This is a genomic window from Staphylococcus sp. FSL W8-0056, assembly GCF_037963075.1.
Classification (GTDB): domain Bacteria; phylum Bacillota; class Bacilli; order Staphylococcales; family Staphylococcaceae; genus Staphylococcus; species Staphylococcus aureus.
Genome location: NZ_CP150142.1, coordinates 2629340 through 2654466, shown reverse-complemented (window position 1 = coordinate 2654466; position 25127 = coordinate 2629340). Strand labels below are relative to the sequence as shown.

Genomic DNA, 25127 nt, shown 5'->3' with positions numbered 1-25127 from the left:
CACGCCTTTATCATTTTCAAAATAGCCTCTATGCCAGTTTTACAAACTTGTAGCAACAATTTTTCATCAAACAACTGAATCACATCAAAAACTTCAATTGTTTACGTTGCAACTAACTTTATATTAGAACGCTCACAATATCTAATGTTTAAAATCTATCGTCGCAAGATGCTTCCGGTAATTATCAAGTGCCATTTTCGATTGGGTTATACAATCTAGAATCGCATGATAATTTAATGCTACAAATCGATAGTACAATATATCTACCGTGAATAACTGTGCAAATAGTGAAGTTGTAGCCGCCATACGCATTTCATTTTCATCAGTTCTGCCATAAATCAATGCATAGTCTGCAATTTGAGCCACTGGATTATTAGCTGTACTAGATATAGTTATGATGGGAATACTGTAATGTGTGGCCACCTGTGCAATTGACTGCAATTCACTATGACTACCTTGATTCGTCACAAAAATCATGCAATCTCTATCATCATGCGTCGCAAATGTTGACACAAGTAAATGCGTTTCATGTAATAACCTGACATTTAAGCCAATACGAGATAACTTTTGAAAAAGATCACCAATAGTCAAACTCGATGCGCCAAATCCAAATAAAAATATTGTCCTGGCATTTTTCAACACATCACAAATTGCATCAATTTGCGCATCCATAATATTAGTAGCTACAAATCGCATCGTATTCGTTGCTCTAGCAATCATTTTATTTTTCAAAGTTTCTACAGATTCATTTTCAATCAATTCTAAATGTGGATTGGTTGCAATATCTTCGGGTAAGTATCGAGATATCGCAATCTTTAGCTCTTGAAAACCTTGATGTGTCATTTTCCGACTAAATCTAACAATTGATGCTGTACTAACATTCGTAACATCTGCCAAATCATTCACCGTCATATCAATGATTTTATGTGGATTCTTTAAAATGTAATCAGCGATTATCTTTTCTGTCTTCGTAAAATCACTCAACTGTTTATCAATGCGATATAAAATATTTGTCATCATTAATCACCCAACAAATCTGTCTGTCGCATCGCCTTTGTCGTTCCAAATAAATATGTACAAACGAATCCACCAGCATATGCAGCAAGTAATCCTGCAATATAACCTAAATACATATTATCTGAGATTAATGGTAAGAGTGACACACCACTTGGGCCTATTGCTTTGGCACCAATATGTCCAATTCCACCTATTACAGCGCCACCAATACCACCACCAATACAAGCAGTTAAGAAAGGTCGACCTAATGGCAAAGTCACACCATAGATTAATGGTTCTCCGATACCTAGGAAACCAACTGGCAATGCACCTTTTAAAGTATTACGTAATGTTGTGTTGCGTTTACATCTTACCCAAAGTGCTAATGCGGCACCTACTTGTCCAGCACCAGCCATCGCTGCAATTGGCAATAAGTAAGTAGCACCAGATTGGTTAATCATTTCTATATGAATTGGCGTAAAAATATGATGAAGCCCTAACATAACTAACGGTAGGAAGCTTGCTCCAATGATAAATCCACTAAATACGCCACCAATACTAATAATTCCGTTAACTACTGAAACTAAACTGTCTGAAACAAAACCTGCTAATGGCATAAAGATAAAGATAGTTAATAGTCCTACAATCAACAATGCAATAGTCGGCGTTACAATAATATCAATCGCATTTGGCACAATTTTATGCAATCTCTTTTCGACAATACTTAAAATCCAAACGGCAAAAATAACGCCAATAATTCCACCTTGTCCAGGTTGCAATGGTTCTCCAGTGAAGACATTCATTAAAATATTTTTACCAGCAATACCCGTTAATAACGTTGTACCACCAATCACGCCACCAAGTCCTGGTGTTGCACCAAATTCTTTAGCCGCATTAATACCAGTAAAAATAGCTAAGTATGCTAACATACCGTCTTTAATGACATTGAATACTGTTATAAGTTGCGTAATCCAAGCACCTGAAATATAGCCTGCCACCATTAAGTTACTCAGTACTGCTGCAATACCACCAATTAATCCAGCTCCAATAAATGCAGGAATCAACGGTATAAAGATATTGGCAATTGATTTCAATACTTTATTCAACTTACCATTCTTTTGTTTTGCTTTATGTGCTTCTTTATTCGCCTTTGCTTTATCAGCTGCATATGATTTATAGTCCATTTTTTCACTATCATTGTGATGGTGTGGTATTGGGTCACCTAGTTTAACACCACTTAATTCCGCCATATGATTAGCCACTTTATTGACTGTACCAGGTCCAACCACAACTTGAATGCGTTCATCGTGTATAACACCCATGACACCATCAATATGCCTTAGTTCTTGGTCATCTACTTTATTTTCATCTAATACTTTAATACGCACACGTGTCATGCAGTTCATGACACTATCTATATTATCCATACCACCTACTGCAGCAATAATTCGTTCTGCAAGTTGTTGTTCTTTGGTCATTTAAATCCCTCCTAAGGTTGTCTATCTCTGATTGCTCGTTTAACAATGTCACCATTGTTTAATAACCGTCTTGTTGCTTCTTCCTTAGAAATGCCACACATACCCATAACTGTCGCAACTTTCACATCATGCTCAGATACCTGATATAACGCCATTGCTTCATCATATGTGATAGCACATATTTCTTGAATAATACGCACTGAACGGTCGATCAGTTTTTGATTGGTTGCTTTAACATCAATCATGAGGTTATCGTAAACTTTTCCGACACCAACCATTGTGATGGTTGAAATCATATTTAAAATTAACTTTTGTGCTGTACCAGACTTTAAACGTGTTGAACCAGTTAATACTTCTGGACCAACTTTAACTTCTACTGGATACTGCGCAATTTCACTTATAACTGCATGTTCATTGCATGAAATAGATACTGTTGTAGCACCGATTGTGTTAGCAAATGTTAAACCGCCTATAACATATGGCGTTTTGCCACTCGCGGCAATTCCTATAACGACATCTTTTGATGTTAAATCTATATTTTTCAAATCTTCTTCCGCTAATTTTTTGTGATCTTCCGCACCTTCTACAGCCATCGTCATAGCATGTTGTCCACCAGCAATAATACCTATAATTTCATGAGGGTCAGTATTGAATGTAGGTACACACTCCGCTGCATCTAAGACACCCAATCTTCCACTTGTACCTGCACCGATATAGATCAATCGTCCACCCTTTTTATACTGTGCAATTGTTTTTTTTATTACTTTTGTCAATTGTGGTATTGCCTTTCGAACTGCTAACGGGACTTGCTGATCTTCTTTATTCATCGTAATTAAAGCCTCTTCCACAGTCATTTCATCAAGATGCATCGTCGCTTCATTACGCGCTTCGGTCGTACTATTTTCCATCACTTCTTACACTCCCTAGTTTTTTGAAAATCAAATGTATCATTCGGCTCGATACAACTTAACAGTGGTAAGTCTTCTTTAATAATTTGTGCAACAACATTCACATTGTCATGTGCACTAAGCGTTTGTCTCACAATTTGCATTTCGCCTTGATAACGTCCGTTATTCAAATTATCAACGGTTACTGAACCAATGCGTCGTTGCGTCGTAAACTGTGGTTGAATCGAATGTGGACATATTTGTCTTGACGTTTCCGAACGAATGACATTTTCCGGATTATCCGGGCGTACTTTATGACACATATCGAAAAGGTAAGTCACTGTCGTATCAAACACTTCTTCAATACATAACGTGAAATGCCTATGCTTGCAAAAATCTATAAGTTGTTTTGCCTGCCTCATTTCAATCAATGAGTCTCCAACTAACACTTCAGATACACCAGTTTCTTGTAATAATTTAGCTGCAACGACAGGATGACTATGTCTCGTTGCTTCAATTGTTGGCAAGCCTTTATGCAAAGGACCTCGCAAACCACTCCCTACAATAAAACCATATATTTGTGCCTTTGGATTAAATTGATAAATGAGTTCATTTTTCTTATTGACCAAGTCAACAGATAATCCCGTATCTGGTCTTGGATAATAGTTATGACAAAATGAAAGTAATGTAAAATCATTCAATTGTTGATGTAAGCTTGTTAACAATTCCCGGGAAATAATACTTGCATTCAAACAGCACTTTAAACCCTGTGCCATTATCGCTTCGATTGCCTCAATTGATGTACTATGATCGATACGAATCATAAATTGTGCATCATATTGTCGAAGATGCTCATAAAAAGATGGTGTTAAAATAGATGGATTAGCATCTATGAGGTAAGTCACTTGTTCATATTTTAATAAATTGAGTAGTTTTGTGAAATAATGATATTTTGTCTCGTCATCTTCTTCTGGTATTTGTACAGATGTAAAAATCATTTGGTAACCTTGTTTAATCATTCGCTTAATATACGCTTCATCTAAAGGTTGTCCTAAATACACTGAAAAGCCTGTCAAAGTAGCCCTCCTTATCAATATAATTATTAGGAAAATATAGTTGAGTTGTGTAATCGCTTACATTTTACTATAAGAGAAAACACATTACAATATTAATCAGTTAAAGCCTGTTCATTGTAATAATCTTACATATTTCTGTCACAAGTTAATTATTACACCATCAAAGATTATCCTTTCTTTTAAGTGCTGATAATAGCTGCTACTGCTGGATTATTACAACAACTTTTATACATTTTATTCAGGATTATCTTATATTATGTTTTAATAATAATCTGTGAACATTTAAGAGATTTGAAATTGAATTTAATAATTGTATTGAAAACGCATACTTCACCATGCTAAAATAGGAGTCGCAAACAAATAAGATTCAATAAGATGTGATGGTAAGCTAGATAAACTAACGTATCAGTTTTATATACTACTTAGTCAATTGCTTCTTTTACATTAATTACATACACCAACGTGTTACTAAGTAAGATTAGGCATGAGTTAAATTAAGCTGTGATGGTTACCAACACAGTCTATTTGCTCGTGTCTTTTTTATTGAATCTTAAATATTACATACAACTTTGGAGGTTGGACAAGTGAGGAAGAAACTTTTCGGTCAATTGCAACGTATTGGTAAAGCGCTAATGTTACCTGTTGCAATTTTACCAGCAGCGGGTCTGTTATTAGCTATCGGTACAGCTATACAAGGCGAAGCATTACAACACTACTTGCCGTTTATACAAAATGGTGGCGTTCAAAATGTCGCTAAATTAATGACAGCTGCCGGTAGTATTATTTTTGAAAACTTACCTATGATTTTCGCATTAGGTGTCGCAATCGGATTAGCTGGCGGTGATGGCGTAGCAGCTATCGCAGCATTCGTCGGTTACATAATCATGAACAAAACAATGGGCGACTTTTTACAAGTTACACCTAAAAATGTTACTGATCCAGCGAGTGGTTACGCTAGCATTTTAGGTATTCCAACATTACAAACAGGTGTGTTCGGCGGTATTATTATCGGGGCCCTGGCAGCTTGGTGTTATAACAAGTTCTATAACATTAACTTACCATCTTATTTAGGTTTCTTCGCTGGTAAGCGTTTCGTACCTATTATGATGGCTACAACATCATTTATTTTAGCATTTCCAATGGCATTAATTTGGCCAACGATTCAATCAGGATTAAATGCATTCAGTACAGGATTATTAGATTCAAATACTGGTGTTGCCGTATTCTTATTTGGTTTCATCAAGCGTTTATTAATTCCATTCGGTCTACATCACATTTTCCACGCACCGTTCTGGTTCGAGTTTGGTTCATGGAAAAATGCAGCTGGTGAAATTATTCACGGTGACCAACGTATCTTTATCGAACAAATTCGTGAAGGCGCACATTTGACAGCTGGTAAATTCATGCAAGGTGAATTCCCTGTTATGATGTTCGGTTTACCTGCAGCAGCTTTAGCAATTTATCACACAGCTAAACCTGAAAATAAGAAAGTAGTAGCAGGTTTAATGGGTTCTGCTGCTTTAACATCATTCTTAACTGGTATTACAGAACCTTTAGAATTCTCATTCTTATTCGTAGCACCATTATTATTCTTTATTCACGCAGTACTTGATGGTTTATCATTCTTAACATTGTACTTATTGGATGTTCACTTAGGTTATACTTTCTCAGGTGGTTTCATCGACTACGTTTTACTTGGCGTACTACCTAATAAGACACAATGGTGGTTAGTCATTCCTGTAGGTCTTGTATACGCAGTTATTTACTACTTCGTATTCCGATTCTTAATTGTAAAATTAAAATACAAAACACCAGGTCGTGAAGATAAGCAATCACAAGCTGTTACTGCTTCAGCAACTGAATTACCATATGCAGTATTAGAAGCTATGGGTGGCAAAGCAAACATTAAACATTTAGACGCTTGTATCACACGTCTACGTGTTGAAGTTAACGACAAATCTAAAGTTGATGTTCCTGGTTTGAAAGATTTAGGCGCATCTGGTGTATTAGAAGTCGGCAATAATATGCAAGCAATTTTTGGTCCTAAATCTGACCAAATCAAACATGAAATGCAACAGATTATGAATGGTCAAGTAGTAGAAAACCCTACTACTATGGAAGACGATAAAGACGAAACTGTTGTTGTTGCAGAAGATAAATCTGCAACAAGCGAATTGAGCCATATCGTTCATGCACCATTAACTGGTGAAGTAACACCTTTATCAGAAGTGCCTGATCAAGTGTTCAGCGAAAAAATGATGGGTGACGGTATCGCTATTAAACCTTCACAAGGTGAAGTTCGTGCACCATTCAACGGTAAAATACAAATGATTTTCCCAACAAAACATGCAATTGGTCTTGTATCAGATAGTGGTTTAGAACTATTAATCCACATCGGTTTAGACACTGTTAAATTAAACGGAGAAGGCTTTACTTTACATGTTGAGGAAGGTCAAGAAGTTAAACAAGGTGATTTATTAATCAACTTTGATTTAGACTACATCCGCAATCATGCAAAGAGTGATATTACGCCTATTATCGTGACACAAGGAAACATTACAAACCTTGATTTTAAACAAGGTGAACATGGCAACATTTCATTTGGCGATCAATTATTTGAAGCTAAATAATGCTTACTATAAACAGGTGCGTATACCTTCATAAGGTGACGCGCCTGTTTTTTCTTTGCTATTGTATTTTGCGGCATCATTGATAGTTCGCTCTCCCCTTAAATTTTGAATTTTAAGATCATCAATTTAAGCCCCCCTTCATACTCATTTCCTAAAAAGTATTAATTGTTCACTATTGTTAGCGTTTTCACAACAAAGTCAACTTCCTTGACCTTACACTGTATTCGAGGCTATCATTTTAAGTGTAAATATAGAGAAAAGGTGGTTTTTTTATGAAACAACGCATTGGAGCTTACTTAATTGACGCTTTTCATCGAGCAGGCGTCGATAAAATTTTTGGTGTTCCTGGTGATTTTAATCTCGCTTTTCTAGACGATATTATCAGCAATCCCAATGTAGATTGGGTAGGAAATACAAATGAATTAAACGCAAGTTACGCAGCGGACGGTTATGCCCGTCTTAATGGACTCGCTGCATTAGTTACTACATTTGGTGTTGGCGAATTAAGTGCCGTCAACGGTATCGCAGGTTCATATGCTGAACGCATACCTGTCATTGCGATTACAGGTGCGCCGACACGTGCTGTTGAACAAGCCGGTAAATATGTACATCACTCACTTGGTGAAGGTACATTTGACGACTACCGAAAAATGTTTGCACATATAACCGTTGCACAAGGTTATATCACACCTGAAAATGCAACAACCGAAATACCACGTTTAATTAATACAGCAATCGCCGAAAGACGCCCAGTTCATTTACATTTACCAATCGATGTCGCAATCTCTGAAATTGAGATACCGACACCATTTGAAGTGACGGCAACTAAAGATACGGATGCATCAACATATATAGAGTTATTAGCAACTAAACTGCATCAAGCGAAGCAGCCTATCATCATTACTGGACATGAAATTAACAGTTTTCACCTCCATCAAGAATTAGAAGATTTTGTAAATCAAACACAGATACCAGTAGCACAACTTTCATTAGGAAAAGGTGCTTTTAATGAGGAAAATCCATATTATATGGGTATTTACGACGGGAAAATTGCCGAAGATAAAATACGAGATTATGTGGACAACAGCGATTTAATTTTAAATATTGGAGCCAAATTAACAGATTCAGCAACAGCAGGATTTTCATACCAATTCAATATCGATGATGTCGTTATGTTAAATCATCACAATATCAAAATTGATGATGTTACAAATGATGAAATATCTCTACCATCGTTGTTAAAACAGTTATCCAATATTTCATATACGAACAGTGCAACGTTCCCTGCGTATCATCGTCCAACATCACCCGATTATACTGTTGGCACAGAACCATTAACACAACAAACTTATTTTAAAATGATGCAAAATTTCTTAAAACCAAATGATGTCATTATTGCTGATCAAGGTACATCATTCTTTGGTGCTTATGATTTAGCATTATACAAAAACAATACTTTTATAGGGCAACCGTTATGGGGTTCTATCGGCTATACATTACCTGCAACATTAGGTTCACAATTAGCAGACAAAGATCGTCGTAACTTATTATTAATTGGTGATGGCTCATTGCAACTAACTGTTCAAGCTATTTCAACTATGATTAGACAGCATATTAAACCGGTATTATTTGTGATTAATAATGACGGCTATACGGTAGAACGACTTATTCACGGCATGTATGAACCTTATAATGAAATTCACATGTGGGATTATAAAGCTTTACCAGCTGTATTTGGTGGTAAAAATGTTGAAATTCATGACGTTGAATCATCAAAAGATTTACAAGACACGTTTAATGCAATTAATGGTCATCCCGATGTGATGCATTTTGTCGAAGTCAAAATGTCTGTCGAAGACGCACCGAAGAAACTGATCGATATCGCTAAAGCTTTTTCACAACAAAATAAATAATTTCATCGTATACAGGGTATAAGTTTAAGCGAATACTTTATTAAACGAAAAGGACTCTGATATAAGATGATTAATTTTAATAAAACCGCTTTAGTGTTAATCGACCTGCAAGAAGGTATACTTAAGATGGATTATGCGCCACATACAGCTGAAAATGTCGTTCAAAACGCTAATAAATTAATAGATGTTTTTAGAAAAAACAATGGCTTTATCGCTTTTGTTCGCGTGAATTTCTATGATGGTAAAGATGTATTGCAACCAAATGCAATGATCTCATTACCACCAAAAGAAGGCGACGACTACAGTCGTTTCCATCATTTATTAGACAAGAGAGATGACGATTTTGTCATAGACAAACGACATTTTAGTGCATTTGTAGGAACAGATTTGGACTTACAATTGCGACGTCGAGGAATTGATACGATTGTTCTTGGTGGTGTCGCAACGCATATTGGCGTAGATACGACAGCGCGAGATGCCTATCAATTAAACTACAATCAGTTTTTTGTTACAGATATGATGAGTGCACAAAACGAAACGCTACATCAATTTCCAATAGATAATGTATTCCCATTAATGGGACAAACAATAACTACAAACGACTTTCTAAATATATTGAACTAAACATACACTTACCCCCTTCGATCATGTTGAAGGGGGTATCTTTATTTTACAAAGTATTAATACGTCGGGTTGTCTAACCTCCTATCTATAAACTTAGCCTATATCTATTAAATCGTTCTTAACTTACGCCCCTACTACATAAAAAACAGTATTTATTCCGGAATTTTCAAAAAATTTAGTATTTATTACAAAATTATGTATCACTTTAGGTTTAATTTTTGATATTATCTTAATTAAGTAGATTTTTATAAGTTCTAAAAAGGAGAACAAATACATATATGAAGAAGAAACTAACATTTAAAGAAAACATGTTTATAGGTTCTATGTTATTTGGTTTATTCTTTGGTGCCGGCAATCTTATCTTCCCAATACACTTGGGTCAAGCTGCTGGTTCTAACGTTTTTATCGCTAACTTAGGATTTTTAATTACAGCAATTGGCTTACCATTTCTAGGTATCATTGCTATTGGCATTTCAAAGACATCTGGTTTATTTGAAATTGCATCGCGTGTTAATAAAACATATGCTTACATTTTCACGATTGCCTTATATCTAGTTATCGGACCATTTTTCGCCTTACCTAGACTGGCAACGACATCATTTGAAATTGCATTTTCGCCATTTTTATCACCAAAGCAAATCACTTTATATTTATTTATTTTTAGCTTCGTCTTCTTTGTGATTGCATGGTTTTTTGCGAGAAAGCCATCAAGAATTTTAGAATATATCGGTAAATTTTTAAATCCGGTATTCTTAGTATTATTAGCAATTATTTTATTATTTGCTTTTATCCATCCATTAGGTGGCATATCTGATGCACCTATTAGTAAACAATATCAATCACATGCCTTATTTAACGGCTTTTTAGATGGATACAATACCTTAGATGCGCTAGCGTCATTGGCATTTGGTATCATCATTGTTGCAACGATTAAAAAGTTAGGTATCGAAAATCCAACTGATATCGCTAAAGAAACAATTAAGTCTGGTACTATCAGTATCATTATGATGGGGATTATTTATACCCTACTAGCAATCATGGGTACATTAAGTATTGGTCATTTCAAACTTAGTGAAAATGGTGGTATTGCCTTAGCGCAAATTACGCAATACTACTTAGGTAACTACGGTATCGTCCTGTTGTCACTTATCGTTATGGTTGCTTGTTTAAAAACAGCCATCGGTTTGATTACGGCATTTTCAGAAACATTCGAACACCTTTTCCCTAAAATGAATTACCTAGCGATTGCAACAGTTGTAAGCTTTATTTCGTTCTTATTCGCGAATGTTGGCTTAACTAAGATTATTATGTACTCAGTCCCAGTGTTAATGTTCTTATATCCATTAGCAATTGCCTTGATTGTACTAACATTATTTAGTAGCAAATTCCATCATTCAAAAATTATTTATCAATGTACCATTTTCTTTACAATGATTGCTGCATTAGTAGATGGATTAAAAGCTAGTCCAGAGTTCATTTCAAGCACATCATTCTCACAAACTTTGATTAATTTCAGCCAAAAATATTTACCATTATCAGACATTGGTATGGGCTGGGTTGTTCTCAGTTTGATTGGTTTCATTATCGGCTTCATTATTTATAAAATTAAGCATCGTAAAATTCCATAAGCATAATACTATGCCACAGTCATATGTTAAACATATGCTTGTGGCATTTTTTATTCATACTACATTAAACTGCAATCGTATACATACATATCACTGATTATCCACAAAAAATATTAGTACTTTCATTTTACAAATCACATTAATACAAACACAACCTTATCTTTATATTATTAAATTTACATTTGACACTTATATTGAACAACTGTAATATATTAATATTAATTCTTTAAATTGTATAAATATAAAGGAGGGAGACCGATGAATTCAATCATTGAATTAACTGATTATTATAGCTCTAATAATTATGCACCACTTAAGCTTGTCATTTCTAAAGGTAAAGGTGTCAAAGTTTGGGATACTGATGGCAAACAATATATAGATTGCATTTCGGGTTTTTCAGTTGCAAACCAAGGCCATTGTCATCCAACAATTGTTAAAGCGATGACAGAACAAGCTTCAAAGTTGTCTATCATTTCACGTGTCCTTTATAGTGACAATCTCGGGAAATGGGAAGAAAAAATTTGTCATCTTGCTAAGAAAGACAAAGTACTCTCCCTTAACTCTGGTACTGAAGCTGTTGAAGCAGCCATTAAAATTGCTAGAAAATGGGGCTCTGAAGTTAAAGGCATTACTGACGGACAAGTTGAAATCATCGCTATGAATAACAATTTTCACGGTCGTACACTTGGCTCATTATCACTATCTAACCACGACGCATATAAAGCAGGATTTCACCCCCTACTTCAAGGCACTACAACTGTAGATTTTGGAGACATTGAACAATTAACACAAGCTATTTCACCGAATACAGCAGCAATTATTTTGGAACCAATTCAAGGTGAAGGTGGCGTTAATATACCACCGAAAGGATATATTCAAGCTGTGCGTCAACTATGTGATAAACATCAAATATTAATGATTGCAGATGAAATTCAAGTTGGTCTTGGTAGAACTGGGAAATGGTTTGCGATGGAATGGGAACAAGTTGTTCCAGACATTTATATTTTAGGTAAGGCATTGGGTGGCGGCTTATACCCTGTATCTGCTGTACTTGCAAATAATGATGTCATGCGTGTTCTAACACCAGGTACACATGGTTCAACATTTGGTGGTAACCCTTTAGCCATTGCAATATCGACGGCAGCGCTTGATGTACTTAAAGATGAACAACTGGTTGAACGATCAGAACGCTTAGGTTCATTTTTATTAAAAGCGTTGCTACAACTTAAACATCCTAGTATTAAAGAAATTAGAGGTCGTGGTTTATTTATAGGCATAGAGCTTAACACAGATGCTGCACCTTTTGTGGATCAACTGATTCAACGTGGAATCTTATGCAAAGACACGCATCGTACTATCATTCGATTGTCTCCACCTCTAGTTATTGATAAAGAGGAAATCCATCAAATTGTTGCAGCTTTTCAAGACGTTTTTAAAAATTAACAATTAATCATTTATATATGACATAGGAGGGATTCATGATGATTAAAGTAGGTATCGTTGGCGGTAGCGGTTATGGCGCAATTGAATTAATTCGATTGTTACAAACACATCCTCATGTAACGATTGCACACATCTACTCACATTCAAAAGTAGATGAACCGTTGAAATTAACATTTCCACATTTACAACATATTATGCAACATTTCGAAGCACTTACAGTGGACAATAATGACTGTGATGTAATTTTCTTTGCGACACCAGCACCCGTAAGTAAAACATGTATCCCTCCCTTAGTAGAAAAAGGTATTCATGTTATCGATTTATCTGGCGCATTTAGAATTAAGAATCGTGAAATATATGAAGCATATTACAAAGAAACTGCTGCAGCACAAGATGATTTGAATCATGCTATTTACAGCATTTCAGAATGGCAATCGTTTGATAACAATGGAACGAAGCTCATTTCTAATCCTGGCTGTTTCCCTACAGCAACATTATTAGCATTACATCCACTTATTAGCGAAAAAATAGTAGATTTGTCATCTATTATTATTGATGCTAAGACCGGCGTGTCAGGTGCTGGTCGTTCATTATCACAACGTGTTCATTTTTCAGAAATGAATGAAAATCTAAGTGCTTATGCAATCGGAAACCATAAACACAAACCGGAAATCGAGCAATATTTATCTATCATTGCGGGTCAAGATGTATCAGTCATATTTACACCACATCTCGTACCAATGACACGAGGTATTTTATCAACAATTTATGTCAAATTTTCATCTGAATATACGACTGAATCATTACATAAATTAATGACCTCTTATTATGCTAATCAGCCATTTGTCAGAATTAGAGATATTGGGACTTTTCCAACCACAAAAGAAGTACTCGGTAGTAACTACTGCGATATCGGTATCTATGTAGATGAAACAACACAAACAGCAATTTTAGTATCAGTGATTGATAACCTTGTCAAAGGCGCAAGTGGTCAAGCCATTCAAAATTTAAATATATTATATGATTTTGAAGTAACGACTGGCCTAAATCAATCACCAGTTTATCCATAAGGGGTGTTAGAATGAAACATCAAGAAACGACATCACAACAATATAACTTTTCAATTATTAAACATGGCGATATCAGTACACCTCAAGGCTTCACGGCTGGTGGTATGCACATCGGTTTACGCGCTAACAAAAAAGACTTTGGGTGGATTTACTCATCGTCTTTGGCAAGTTCAGCTGCCGTATATACTTTAAATCAGTTTAAAGCTGCACCACTTATTGTCACTGAAGACACTTTACAAAAGTCTAAAGGAAAATTACAAGCACTTGTTGTTAATTCAGCTAATGCAAATTCTTGTACCGGTCAACAAGGCATAGATGATGCACGACAAACACAAACATGGGTTGCTCAACAACTTCAAATACCATCTGAGCATGTTGCTGTTGCTTCAACTGGGGTCATTGGTGAATATTTGCCTATGGATAAAATTAAGACTGGGACCGAACATATTAAGGATACTAATTTTGCAACGCCAGGTGCGTTTAACGAGGCAATTTTAACAACTGATACCTGTACAAAACATATCGCTGTATCACTAAAAATCGATGGTAAAACCGTTACAATTGGTGGTAGCGCCAAAGGTTCAGGTATGATTCATCCAAATATGGCTACCATGCTTGCTTTTATAACAACCGATGCATCGATTGAATCGAATACACTTCATCAATTATTAAAATCTTCGACTGACCATACATTTAATATGATTACTGTTGATGGCGATACAAGTACAAATGACATGGTATTAGTCATGGCAAATCACCAAGTTGAACACCAAATACTTAGTCAAGACCATCCACAATGGGAAACATTTGTTGATGCATTCAATTTTGTCTGTACATTTTTAGCTAAAGCTATAGCCAGAGATGGCGAAGGCGCAACAAAGTTAATCAGCGTCAATGTGTCAGGCGCTAAATCAATATCAGATGCAAGAAAAATCGGTAAAACTATCGTAAGTTCAAATCTAGTAAAATCAGCTATTTTTGGCGAAGATGCCAATTTTGGTCGAATCATTACAGCTATTGGCTATAGCGGATGTGAAATTGATCCTAAATGCACATATGTTCAACTGAACCAAATACCTGTCGTGGATAAAGGTATGGCTGTACTATTTGATGAGCAAGCTATGTCGAACACATTAACTCATGAACATGTCACAATTGACGTTCAACTTGGTTTAGGTAACGCTGCAGCGACTGCATACGGTTGTGATTTATCCTATGATTATGTGCGTATTAACGCATCATATCGAACATAAGGTGGTGTTGGTTAGATGAAATTTATTGTCATTAAAATTGGTGGCAGTACACTTAGTGACATGCATCCATCAATTATTAACAACATTAAGCATTTACGATCAAACAACATCTACCCCATTATCGTTCATGGCGGTGGCCCATTTATTAATGAAGCATTATCAAACCAGCAAATCGAGCCACACTTTGTTAATGGCCTAAGAGTGACTGATAAAGCAACCATGACCATTACTAAACACACGCTCATTGCAGACGTTAACACTGCATTAGTAGCTCAATTTAACCAGCACCAATGTTCTGCAATAGGCTTATGTGGTTTGGATGCACAGCTGTTTGAAATTACATCTTTTGATCAACAATATGGATATGTCGGTGTTCCGACCGCTTTAAATAAGGATGCTTTACAGTATTTATGTACTAAATTTGTACCTATCATCAATTCGATTGGTTTCAATAACCATGATGGAGAATTTTACAATATTAATGCTGACACGCTTGCCTATTTTATTGCATCATCATTAAAAGCGCCTATTTATGTATTAAGTAATATTGCAGGTGTACTCATCAATGATGTTGTTATACCTCAATTGCCATTAGTCGATATTCATCAATATATTGAACATGGTGATATTTATGGAGGTATGATTCCCAAAGTGCTAGATGCCAAAAATGCGATTGAAAATGGCTGTCCTAAAGTTATCATTGCATCAGGAAACAAGCCAAATATCATTGAATCTATTTACAATAATGATTTTGTTGGCACAACAATCCTTAATTCATAACTATGAAATTAAGGCCTAACAAGTTTTGACACGCGAGATGATTCCAGTTCGATTATCCATTGCGCTAAAACATTTATTTACCGTTCATCTCGTTAACAATTTTGAATACAGTACGATACAATATGAGATGTAAAAAACTAATAACCTTTTACAAATTTGTTTATCAAAATATTTTAAGTTTTGCAAAGCTTTTTATTGTGATTATTTTCACAAAATACTATAATGAGGATAGTAAATAGAGAGGAGTCCTTAAGTTGACGAAACGACAAATGGGTATATTCATTTATGCTGGAATTATCGGTGGCTTGTTATCTGGAATTGTAAAATTAGGTTGGGAGGTCATGTTTCCACCTCGCACACCAGAACGTAATGCAACGAACCCACCTCAAGAGTTATTGCAACAATTAGGATTTAGTAGTGAGTTTACGCATCAAACATATACATTTTCAAATATGGAATTGCCTTGGGTAAGCTTTATTGTCCACTTTAGTTTTTCTATCGTCATTGCAATTATTTACTGCATATTAGTTAAAAAATACGCTTACTTAGCAATTGGACAAGGTGCTGTTTTTGGTATTGCTATTTGGGTATTATTCCACCTTATCATTATGCCAATCATGCATACTGTACCTGCTGTGTGGGATCAACCATACCAAGAGCATCTGTCAGAATTCTTTGGCCATATCGTCTGGATGATGACAATTGAATTAGTGCGACAACATTTTGTCTATCGCTATAAATTAAATTAATACACTGACTAACATTAACGTGAGTTTTAAATCATCGTTTGAGTATGATGATTGATGCTCACGTTATTTTATTAACTGACATGATATGATTCCAGCCAACTTACGTGAGCATTAAAGTCTCAAATGCGTCGTAACAAGATATTATTTTTGGCAATTTCAATATTGCTCAGTATATTTTCACCTTATCACTTACATTAATCTCGTCATGATTTTGAATGATGCCATCGTGTATTCACCTTTCATTTTTCCAATAAAAATACATCTAACAGTAAACATTTAGGCAGTATAGTTTAAAATCACTGCGCAATGATACTGTCAGACGTCATATTAACTACTCAATAACTGAAATACAGACACTTTTTTATAACCCCAGGGTGCCTCTCCTAAGAAACATACCTGTACCATAAACTGATCAAAAATAAATTGTTTGAACTTCACTTCACGTGATTGATAAAAGTGTGATTGTGTCATATCATAAATGTCCAATCCTTTGATTAAACCTTCACCAATCAATTTTGTAAAACTTTCTTTTTGTGTCCATATTTGATAAAAATCATTTAAACTACATATTTGATGTGCTTCGTTTGTAGAGAAACACGTCACTAACGTACGCCAGTCTAAACGTTGTGATATCTTTTCGATATCTATACCAACTGGTTCTTTATCGACAACACACACGATATAAGGATAACTATATGATAAGCTCACATAGATGGGCTGTCCATCACGATTGTGTTGAACAATATCTGCCTTACCTCGTGGCGAAATGTGATAATGCCATTCATGTGGTAATAAACCTGTGTCATGTTGAATTCCATATTGCACTAAAATATCTCCCAATCTGTGCATGAGTTTATCTTGATTGTATCTATAGTTGACTGTACGCGGTTTTTTATATGACCAACGACTTTGTGATATTAATTCTTCAATACTTTTCAAGTTACTCTGTAATTGCATTACAAATACTGTCATAACTTTCCCTACTTACTTATTGAATATTGTTTTGATATATTGTGCCCAATGATACAGCCAATTGTTAGTTATCGTTGGCCATTTTTCACTGATGTGATTCATTATTTTTAATGTTAATGTTGTATCTATCATTGCTAGTTGTTGTTCACGGTCAACACTAGTTAATCCAATCGTTTCGTACATGTCTTGTTTCTGTAAAATTTCATTAAATGATTCATCGCTGACGAGTTCAATTTCTTTGCGCTTAACGCATTCTAACAAAGATTTCACCGGCATTTTATTAGGTGATAGCACATGGTAAATGATTTGTGGTGTGTTGACCTGTGCTAATGCGACAATTTGTCTTGCAGTCGTATCCACAAAAGAAAAATCTACAGGCATTTCAGCCATGCTAACCCCGATACAATCCAGTTGTAACAAATCATTCATTACCATTGAAAAACGGTTAGTCTTTATATTTCTCATATGCCATCTTCCATTGTAAGGACTCGTCAAATTACCAACACGTACAATCCGACCATCTAAGCCATTATTTACAGCTTCTAATACTTTTAATTCACTATAAAATTTGCTCCGTGTATATGGTGATGTTAGTAGTTGCCCTTTATAGACATCCGCTTCTGAAAATGTCACATCTTCTGTGTCTATATCAAAATAAGTTCCCACACTTATCGTAGACACATATATTAACCTTGCATGATGTTGTTGTGCCAAACGTATGACATCAACAGTACCTTGAACATTTACTTTTTCAAATTCATCATCATCACCAAAGTGATCCGTACGAGCACCTGCATGAATAATCGTATCCATGTTTTCAGGTAAAACAACATCATCCATACACTCGAAATCACCAACAATGACTTCAATGTTTGATAACATCATTTCAACCGTCTCTTCTGAAAAATAATCATTTAAATTCGTCATCAACTTATACCATGCTATTTCCTCATTATCAGCACGTATGAAACAATAAATGCGATGACTGTATCCTTGTAGTGCTTCAATCAGATAAGCACCTAAAAAACCTGTCGCGCCAGTCAATAGTGTATTTCCTAGAGGTCGATGACTTAGACTATCCTCTAAAATACCCAAGTTATAACGAGACATAACAATCTTTTGTAATTCCGAAAGATTATCCGGTAATGCAACTAATGATTGTTGATTTTGGTACATATAATTAACAATCTGTCGCACGGTTTTATATTGGTATAATGTCTGCATTGAAATATGATGGCCAAATCGTTTTAAATGCGAGACAACTAACATCGCCTCTAATGAGTTACCACCAAGTTCAAAGAAATCATCGTCAACACCGACATCATTTTGTTTCAATACCTCTCCAAATACATCAACAAATGTCTGCTCAATTTCATTAGAGGGTTCGCTATACACTTTATTAGACTGTTGTATAGGTGATGGATTTGGCAAACGCGTAGTATCCACCTTGTCATTCGTGGTTAATGGCATACAATCGATATGCGTTATAGTCTTAGGAATCATATACTTAGGCAGCTGATCATTTAAATATTGCTTCAAATCCTGCTCCACTTGTTGCTCTCCGACATAATAAGCATTCAATATATCATGCGTATCAAAGTGACTTACTGTTACAACACAATCAGATATACCACGAATAGCTAATATTACATTTTCAATTTCATCAAGTTCAATACGGTACCCGTTAACTTTCACTTGTTTATCTATTCTTCCTAAAAATTCAATTTGACCATCAGATGTATAACGTGCTAAATCACCACTATGATACAACTTTCCTTTACCAAATGGATTATTTTGCCATTTATCAGCCATTAATTCTGGACGGTTAATATATCCTATCGCTAAACTATCACCTGCAATACACAACTCGCCTGGCATACCAATACCGCATAACAAACCATCTGACATAATATACACTTGGATGTTAGATAAGGGTTTGCCAATTGGAATCGTCTCAGGTATCAAATCACCACAATGATGTGACCAATACGATGTGATGACTGTTGACTCAGATGGTCCATAGGCATTGAAATACGTGCCACAATGCTTCTCAATATATTTAACAAAGGATGCCGTACTAGTTGCCCCGCCTGTAATCAACTTTTCAATATAAAAGTCTTCCATAATACTACACATCTGTAACGGAATCGACGCAACCGTCACACGATGCTTATTAATGAGTTGTTGTAACTGTTCTGGATTAACACGTTCCTCTCTATCTGGAATCACAAGCGTATGACCATTTAACAAACAACAATAAATCTCCATAACTGATGCATCAAAAACAATATTTGCATGTTGCAAAAATACTTCATTGTCGCCTAATTGCAATTCAGTTGACCATGCATGCACTAAATTCAACAAATTTCGTTGTCGTATGGCAACCCCTTTAGGCATCCCGGTCGTACCAGATGTGTAAATAGCATACATCTCATTATCTAACATCGCTGTGTTTTCAAGTTGATTGCCATGTAAATCATCATATTGTTCATTTTCCTTTGATTCAACAAAGCCTTTAGCATTTTCCAATTGAATGACTGGTAATGTCGTTTCAATTTCAACGCCGTAAGACATGACTGCAGTTACTTTAGCATCCTCCAAAATTGCACCTTGTCGTTTATTCGGAAAATCAATATCGATAGGTATATAAGATGCACCTACTTTAACTGTCGCCAACATCGCCGCAATCATTTCAAAACTACGTTCTGTAAACAAGGCAACCCGTTGACCATTGCCCACACCATTTGATAGGAGCATGTGCGCAATGGCATCCACATAGTTGCGTAATGTTTCATACGTCATTGTCAAATCATTCATGACTAGCGCAACATGATTACCTTGTCGTGAGACAACTTCATTAAAGTAACTTATGATAGATTTATTTCCCGGGACATTAAGCATTCGATCGTTAACATGCGTATTGACCCAATTTAGAAGTTCCTCCGTACCGTTTGGTATATCACAAATTTGTAGTGTATCTTGATGCTTCAAAATATAATCAATCATAATCATACATTGATTACCCATGTGACGAACTGTTTCTGAGTGATATAAATCGGTATTATACTCGATATTGATTGTATAGTCATCGCGATCTTCTTCAATGATGAAAGATAAATCAAATTTCGCCGTCACTGATTTGGGTTGAATGTGTGTTAATTTACTATGCCCAAAATGAGCATGATTCGTTTCATTGTTTTGTAGTACTAACATGACATCAAATAATGGATTCCGTGAGGCATCATGTGATTGATCTAAGTCATTTACTAAACATTCGAATGGGTATTCTTGATGCTCGTATGCCTCCAAACTCATTTCCTTAACCTCTTGTAAAAACTGTGTCCACATTTTATCAGGTGACGGTTGCCCTCTATATACCAACGTATTAGCAAACATGCCTAGCATTTGCTCCGTGCCTTTATGCATACGCGCACTCATCACACTACCGACAACAACATCATCTTTTCGAGCATATCTGCTTAACAACGTCATGACCACACTCATAAAGAACATAAAATCAGTAATTTGATGCTTTTCTACATACTTTTGAAGTAGCTGTCTCATTTGTTGATTCATTGTAAATGACATCATTGCTCCATTTGTCGTTTTAATATTTGGTCTAACATAGTCTGTCGGTAAGCTTAAAATAGGTACTTCATCTTTGAATTGAGATAACCAATATTGTCTATGTTTCGTCATATCACGATGCGACATCCACTCACTATAGTCTTTATATTGCAATTTAAGTGGTAACAATAATTTATGTTGATAAAGTGCGTTAAGATCATTCATTAATTGTATATTACTCATACCGTCATTAATGATATGATGTGTATCTATAAACAGGTATGCATGTAAGGGACTTCTAATGTATCTCACTCTAATTTGACTTGGCTTTTCCAAATTAAAAGGTGCCACAAATTGGCGCATAATTTCTTGTTCATCCGTAAAATGCGTGTTAACTTCTTCAAAGTCAGCTACAACATCTGCCACAATACGTTGTCGAACCTCATCATCTACAACAATATATTGTGTTCGTAGAATCTCATGTCGCGCTATCAAATGCTGAACTGCTTGTTGCAATTGAGCTACATTAAGTCCTGATGATAACCGCCATAAAAAAGGTACGTTATACACCGTATCTTTATGGTTTGATTTCCATAATAAATACATACGCTTTTGTGCAGAGCTCAGCACATAATCATCTTTAACTATAGCTTCTGGAATCACTTCATAGTTTTGTTCTTGAACCTTAGCAATCGCTTGTGCTAGTTCAAATACAGTTGGCTTTTGTAATAAATCACCAATTTGTAATCGTTTCCCAGTAGATGCCTCTATCCGATTCACCACTAACGTTGCTTTTAATGAATGGCCACCTAATTCAAAGAAATTATCATGAATACCTACTTGATTCACATGTAAAATATCTGCAAAAATTTGGCATAGCAAGTGTTCGGTATCTGTACTCGGTGCTACATAGGCATCCGTATCGACATAGTCCATGATAGGCAATGCCTTCTTATCTAATTTCCCATTAATAGTAATAGGAATTTGCTCAATATGCATGAAATTAACTGGTATCATGTACTCCGGTAAGGTCATACGTAATTGTGATTTAATCTTATTATGTGATAATGTATGCATCGCTTCATAATAAGCAACGATATACTGATCTTGATCATGATTTTGAACAATAACAACTGCTTTATTAATACCTTGTATACGCTCGAGCGCATGCTCAACCTCTGACAACTCAATCCTAAACCCTCGAATCTTAACTTGTTTGTCCTTTCGATATAAATAATCTATGTTGCCATCGGGTAACAAACGAACGATATCACCACTTCTATACATCAGCTGATTTATATTTGAATCTTTGATAAATTTATCTGCTGTCAATTCTGGCTGATTTAAATAACCTGCAGCTAACCCAAAGCCACTTGTACATAATTCTCCAGGAATACCAACGCCACACCGACGCTCGCCTTGCATGATATAAACATGAGTACCCAGAATCGGTTTACCAATAGGAATACGATTTGGAACTTTGTTAGGTATATTATACGTCGTTGTAAATGTTGTATTTTCAGTTGGTCCATAACCATTAATAATTTGAGGATGCTTCGGTTTTTGATTAAGCAAATCCACCCACTTAGCATTCAATACTTCTCCACCAATTAATAAATACTTTAACGGTACCAATACTTCTATTCGTTCACTAGCAATCTGATTAAATAATGAGGAGGTTAACCACATAGTATTAACGTCATTTTCATTGATTAATTGTTCTACCGCTATTGGATTTAATAATTGTTCTTTTTTAGCAACAATCAGCTTTCCACCATTGAGCAATGCACCATATATTTCAAATGTTGCAGCATCAAAGGCTATAGTTCCTGATAACAAAATTGTCGTCTCTTCATTTAATGGTACATAATGATTTCGATGGACCAAGCGAACAATACCTCGGTGCGGAATTAGTGTCCCTTTAGGGTTACCAGTTGTCCCCGACGTGTAAATAACATAAGCATGATCTTCTAACGTGTTACATTTAGAAAGATTATCAATATTTTTCCACGCTATCTTATTCAAATCAATGTGATTAATATTTTGTTTACCATTTTCATATAAAGCTTGGTACGTTATTACAACTTTAGGCGTTGCATCTTTTAAAATGTACTCCTGACGATCACTTGGATAGTTCGGATCAATTGGCACGTAAGCCCCACCAGCTTTCAACACACCTATCATCGCTATTATCATCTCAATACTTTTTTCAGCTATGACAGCGACACGATCATTAGGTTCAACACCATACTGGTTTCTCAAACGGTGTGCTAAATCATTCGCGCGTGCATTCAATGTTTGATATGTTATAAACACTCCGTCAAATTGCACAGCGACATGATTCGGCGTTGCTTCAACTTGTTGCTCAAATAAGGTAACAACTGTTTGCGCATCATCTATCTCAGGCAAACTTAAATTGATATCGTCATATAATTGAATATCACGTTCTGTCATCAAATTAAGTTCATCTACAGTTGTTCGTTTATTTCCATTTTCTTCAGTAATTTGCAAATAAATATTTCGAACTAAGTCACTCAGCGTCTCGATTGAGAGCAAATCATATGCTGCACTGTTATATATAATTTTGAACCCGTGTTGATGTGGAAAAATTTCAATATCCGCTAAAGATGTATGTGCATCATGTATTTGATGTACATCCTCAATAACATCATTACAACAAGACATCATATGATGATAACAATGAAAAATAGTCTCTAGTGAAAGCGAAGACTTCGCGCACTGTAATTGCGACATATTTTGCAACACACATTTATTAAAATCTGTTGTAAAACGTTGACATACATCTTTTGCATCGATTGTTAACGTTAACGGCACAATATTTCCGTGTAAATCATTTGGTAAATGTGATGGTACATGTATACCTAATGTGACATCATGTTGTTGACTCATTATATGATTAGCTAAATACACACTAACAGCCAACGATGCCATATCTATTGATGTCATATCATCAATCAAATACGTTTGATATAAAGCTTGTTCAAATGGATGCTTAATTGGAAAATAACTATCAATATGGATGTCAGAGTTATTCTCTAACCGAAAATAGTTTGAGTCTAATGCTATATGCGATGCATCTTGATTGTCTTTATCATCATTTCTATTTATATGTGCATGCTGTCGAGTATTGTTAATAACAGTATTGCCACGATATGCATTGCATAAATCATCAAGAAAAATATCAATTTGACTATCATCGAAAATGGACACATGAAAATCTAATAGTATATATGCAGCATCAGCGAACTGAAACAATTTAACTTTGAATAAAGGTGAATCATTAAAATGGTAAGTACTTAATTCTTGCTTAAAAAAAGCTTCTAAATCATAGTTTGCGGAAGAAGATGGAACTTGTTTTATCTCAATAAAAGGCAGAAATTCATGAAGTATCATTGTTAAATTGTCATCGGTAGTAACATCAAAAAAATGTCTTATAGATGCATGTTGTTGCACAATTGTCGATAATGCATACATCATTTTAGTAGCTTCAACATTTTTAGCGAGTTTAACCCAATACGCATTACGGTGTGTCGTTGATTCTGTATTATTTTTGTATATACGAAAATATTCCTGTTGAAATCTCAAATTACCCATAATCATAAAAAGTCCTTCTTTCATATCATAATACTCATTACTTACTAAAATTGCATGATGATATGATAACCGACGAAATGTTAATTAACTCGTTATGTAATGATTAATATAAAACACCATTCGCAACATATGAGCGATATATTCTACCCTAAAATACATCTTGTATCATCGTTACAATTGGTATATTTTTCAATGTAAATTACATACATCTTCGATAAATAGCACACTACAACTCGTTAATCACTTTCTGTTGTTCATATCTCATTGCAAATTCAATATTGTTGTTACAAAATATCCATGAAGCAAGTTTATATTAAACAAACAACTCGCATAAAACAATTGTTATCCTTAAATTTTAACAAATTCTTAATAAATTTATCTCTATTTTAATTACGACCAAATTAATAGGTTTTCAATATAAAAAGATGCATAAAATAAATATTTAA

General features: G+C 35.2%; 16 protein-coding genes. 9 read left to right on the top strand and 7 right to left on the bottom strand.

Translation table 11 applies throughout. The annotated features are described in order from the left end of the window. Positions 1-141 precede the first annotated feature (141 nt). The 4 genes from NSS86_RS13290 to mupG are packed head-to-tail and all read right to left on the bottom strand — an operon-like array spanning position 142 to position 4437. A complete protein-coding gene (locus NSS86_RS13290; RefSeq protein ID WP_000181832.1) occupies positions 142-1017 on the bottom strand; it encodes a MurR/RpiR family transcriptional regulator in 876 nt (291 codons plus the stop codon). Between the two features lie 2 nt (positions 1018-1019). Beyond that, a complete protein-coding gene (locus tag NSS86_RS13285) occupies positions 1020-2474 on the bottom strand; it encodes a PTS transporter subunit EIIC (RefSeq protein WP_000159750.1) in 1455 nt (484 codons plus the stop codon). Between the two features lie 11 nt (positions 2475-2485). After that, positions 2486-3382, bottom strand: coding sequence for an N-acetylmuramic acid 6-phosphate etherase (gene murQ, locus NSS86_RS13280; protein WP_000432017.1), 897 nt, complete (start codon positions 3380-3382; stop codon positions 2486-2488). After that, the gene (gene mupG / locus NSS86_RS13275; protein WP_000145577.1) at positions 3382-4437 is read right to left on the bottom strand and encodes a 6-phospho-N-acetylmuramidase; all 1056 of its coding nucleotides are present in this window, start codon (positions 4435-4437) and stop codon (positions 3382-3384) included. Before mupG ends, murQ begins: the two co-directional genes overlap by 1 nt. Positions 4438-5021: 584 nt before the next feature. Between mupG and ptsG the strand changes: the two genes are divergently transcribed. After that, positions 5022-7067 (top strand): glucose-specific PTS transporter subunit IIBC, encoded by a 2046-nt coding sequence (ptsG, locus tag NSS86_RS13270; RefSeq protein ID WP_001227709.1) that lies wholly within the window; start codon positions 5022-5024, stop codon positions 7065-7067. On the opposite strand, the gene NSS86_RS13265 is transcribed toward ptsG, so the two are convergent. Continuing rightward, positions 7046-7147 carry a hypothetical protein gene (locus NSS86_RS13265; protein ID WP_000982808.1) on the bottom strand — a complete coding sequence of 34 codons (102 nt, stop codon included), beginning with the start codon at positions 7145-7147 and terminating at the stop codon, positions 7046-7048. The two genes, ptsG and NSS86_RS13265, sit on opposite strands and share 22 nt — an antisense overlap. A 192-nt stretch (positions 7148-7339) precedes the next feature. On the opposite strand from NSS86_RS13265, the gene NSS86_RS13260 reads away from it, so the two are divergent. From NSS86_RS13260 to NSS86_RS13225, 8 genes are all read left to right on the top strand, one after another. Continuing rightward, positions 7340-8980, top strand: a complete 1641-nt coding sequence (locus NSS86_RS13260; RefSeq protein WP_000813525.1) for an alpha-keto acid decarboxylase family protein — start codon at positions 7340-7342, stop codon at positions 8978-8980. Between the two features lie 66 nt (positions 8981-9046). After that, positions 9047-9604: an isochorismatase family protein gene (locus tag NSS86_RS13255; RefSeq protein WP_001557561.1), complete on the top strand. Its 558-nt coding sequence runs from the start codon at positions 9047-9049 to the stop codon at positions 9602-9604. A gap of 278 nt (positions 9605-9882) precedes the next feature. Then, the gene (gene brnQ / locus NSS86_RS13250) at positions 9883-11232 is read left to right on the top strand and encodes a branched-chain amino acid transport system II carrier protein (protein WP_000728170.1); all 1350 of its coding nucleotides are present in this window, start codon (positions 9883-9885) and stop codon (positions 11230-11232) included. A gap of 258 nt (positions 11233-11490) precedes the next feature. After that, the gene (rocD, locus tag NSS86_RS13245; RefSeq protein ID WP_001084442.1) at positions 11491-12675 is read left to right on the top strand and encodes an ornithine--oxo-acid transaminase; all 1185 of its coding nucleotides are present in this window, start codon (positions 11491-11493) and stop codon (positions 12673-12675) included. A gap of 38 nt (positions 12676-12713) precedes the next feature. Then, complete coding sequence (gene argC / locus NSS86_RS13240; protein ID WP_000598482.1) at positions 12714-13745, top strand: N-acetyl-gamma-glutamyl-phosphate reductase; 1032 nt, start codon at positions 12714-12716, stop codon at positions 13743-13745. An 11-nt stretch (positions 13746-13756) separates the two neighbouring features. Continuing rightward, positions 13757-14998 (top strand): bifunctional glutamate N-acetyltransferase/amino-acid acetyltransferase ArgJ, encoded by a 1242-nt coding sequence (argJ, locus tag NSS86_RS13235; protein WP_000682619.1) that lies wholly within the window; start codon positions 13757-13759, stop codon positions 14996-14998. Between the two features lie 15 nt (positions 14999-15013). Then, positions 15014-15778, top strand: a complete 765-nt coding sequence (argB, locus tag NSS86_RS13230) for an acetylglutamate kinase (RefSeq protein WP_000668894.1) — start codon at positions 15014-15016, stop codon at positions 15776-15778. Positions 15779-16047: 269 nt separating this feature from the next. Continuing rightward, positions 16048-16527, top strand: a complete 480-nt coding sequence (locus tag NSS86_RS13225; RefSeq protein WP_001822554.1) for a YagU family protein — start codon at positions 16048-16050, stop codon at positions 16525-16527. A gap of 327 nt (positions 16528-16854) precedes the next feature. On the opposite strand, the gene NSS86_RS13220 is transcribed toward NSS86_RS13225, so the two are convergent. Continuing rightward, positions 16855-17499: a 4'-phosphopantetheinyl transferase superfamily protein gene (locus NSS86_RS13220; RefSeq protein WP_000215722.1), complete on the bottom strand. Its 645-nt coding sequence runs from the start codon at positions 17497-17499 to the stop codon at positions 16855-16857. Between the two features lie 12 nt (positions 17500-17511). Further along, positions 17512-24687, bottom strand: coding sequence for a non-ribosomal peptide synthetase (locus tag NSS86_RS13215; protein ID WP_000605281.1), 7176 nt, complete (start codon positions 24685-24687; stop codon positions 17512-17514). Positions 24688-25127 lie beyond the last annotated feature (440 nt).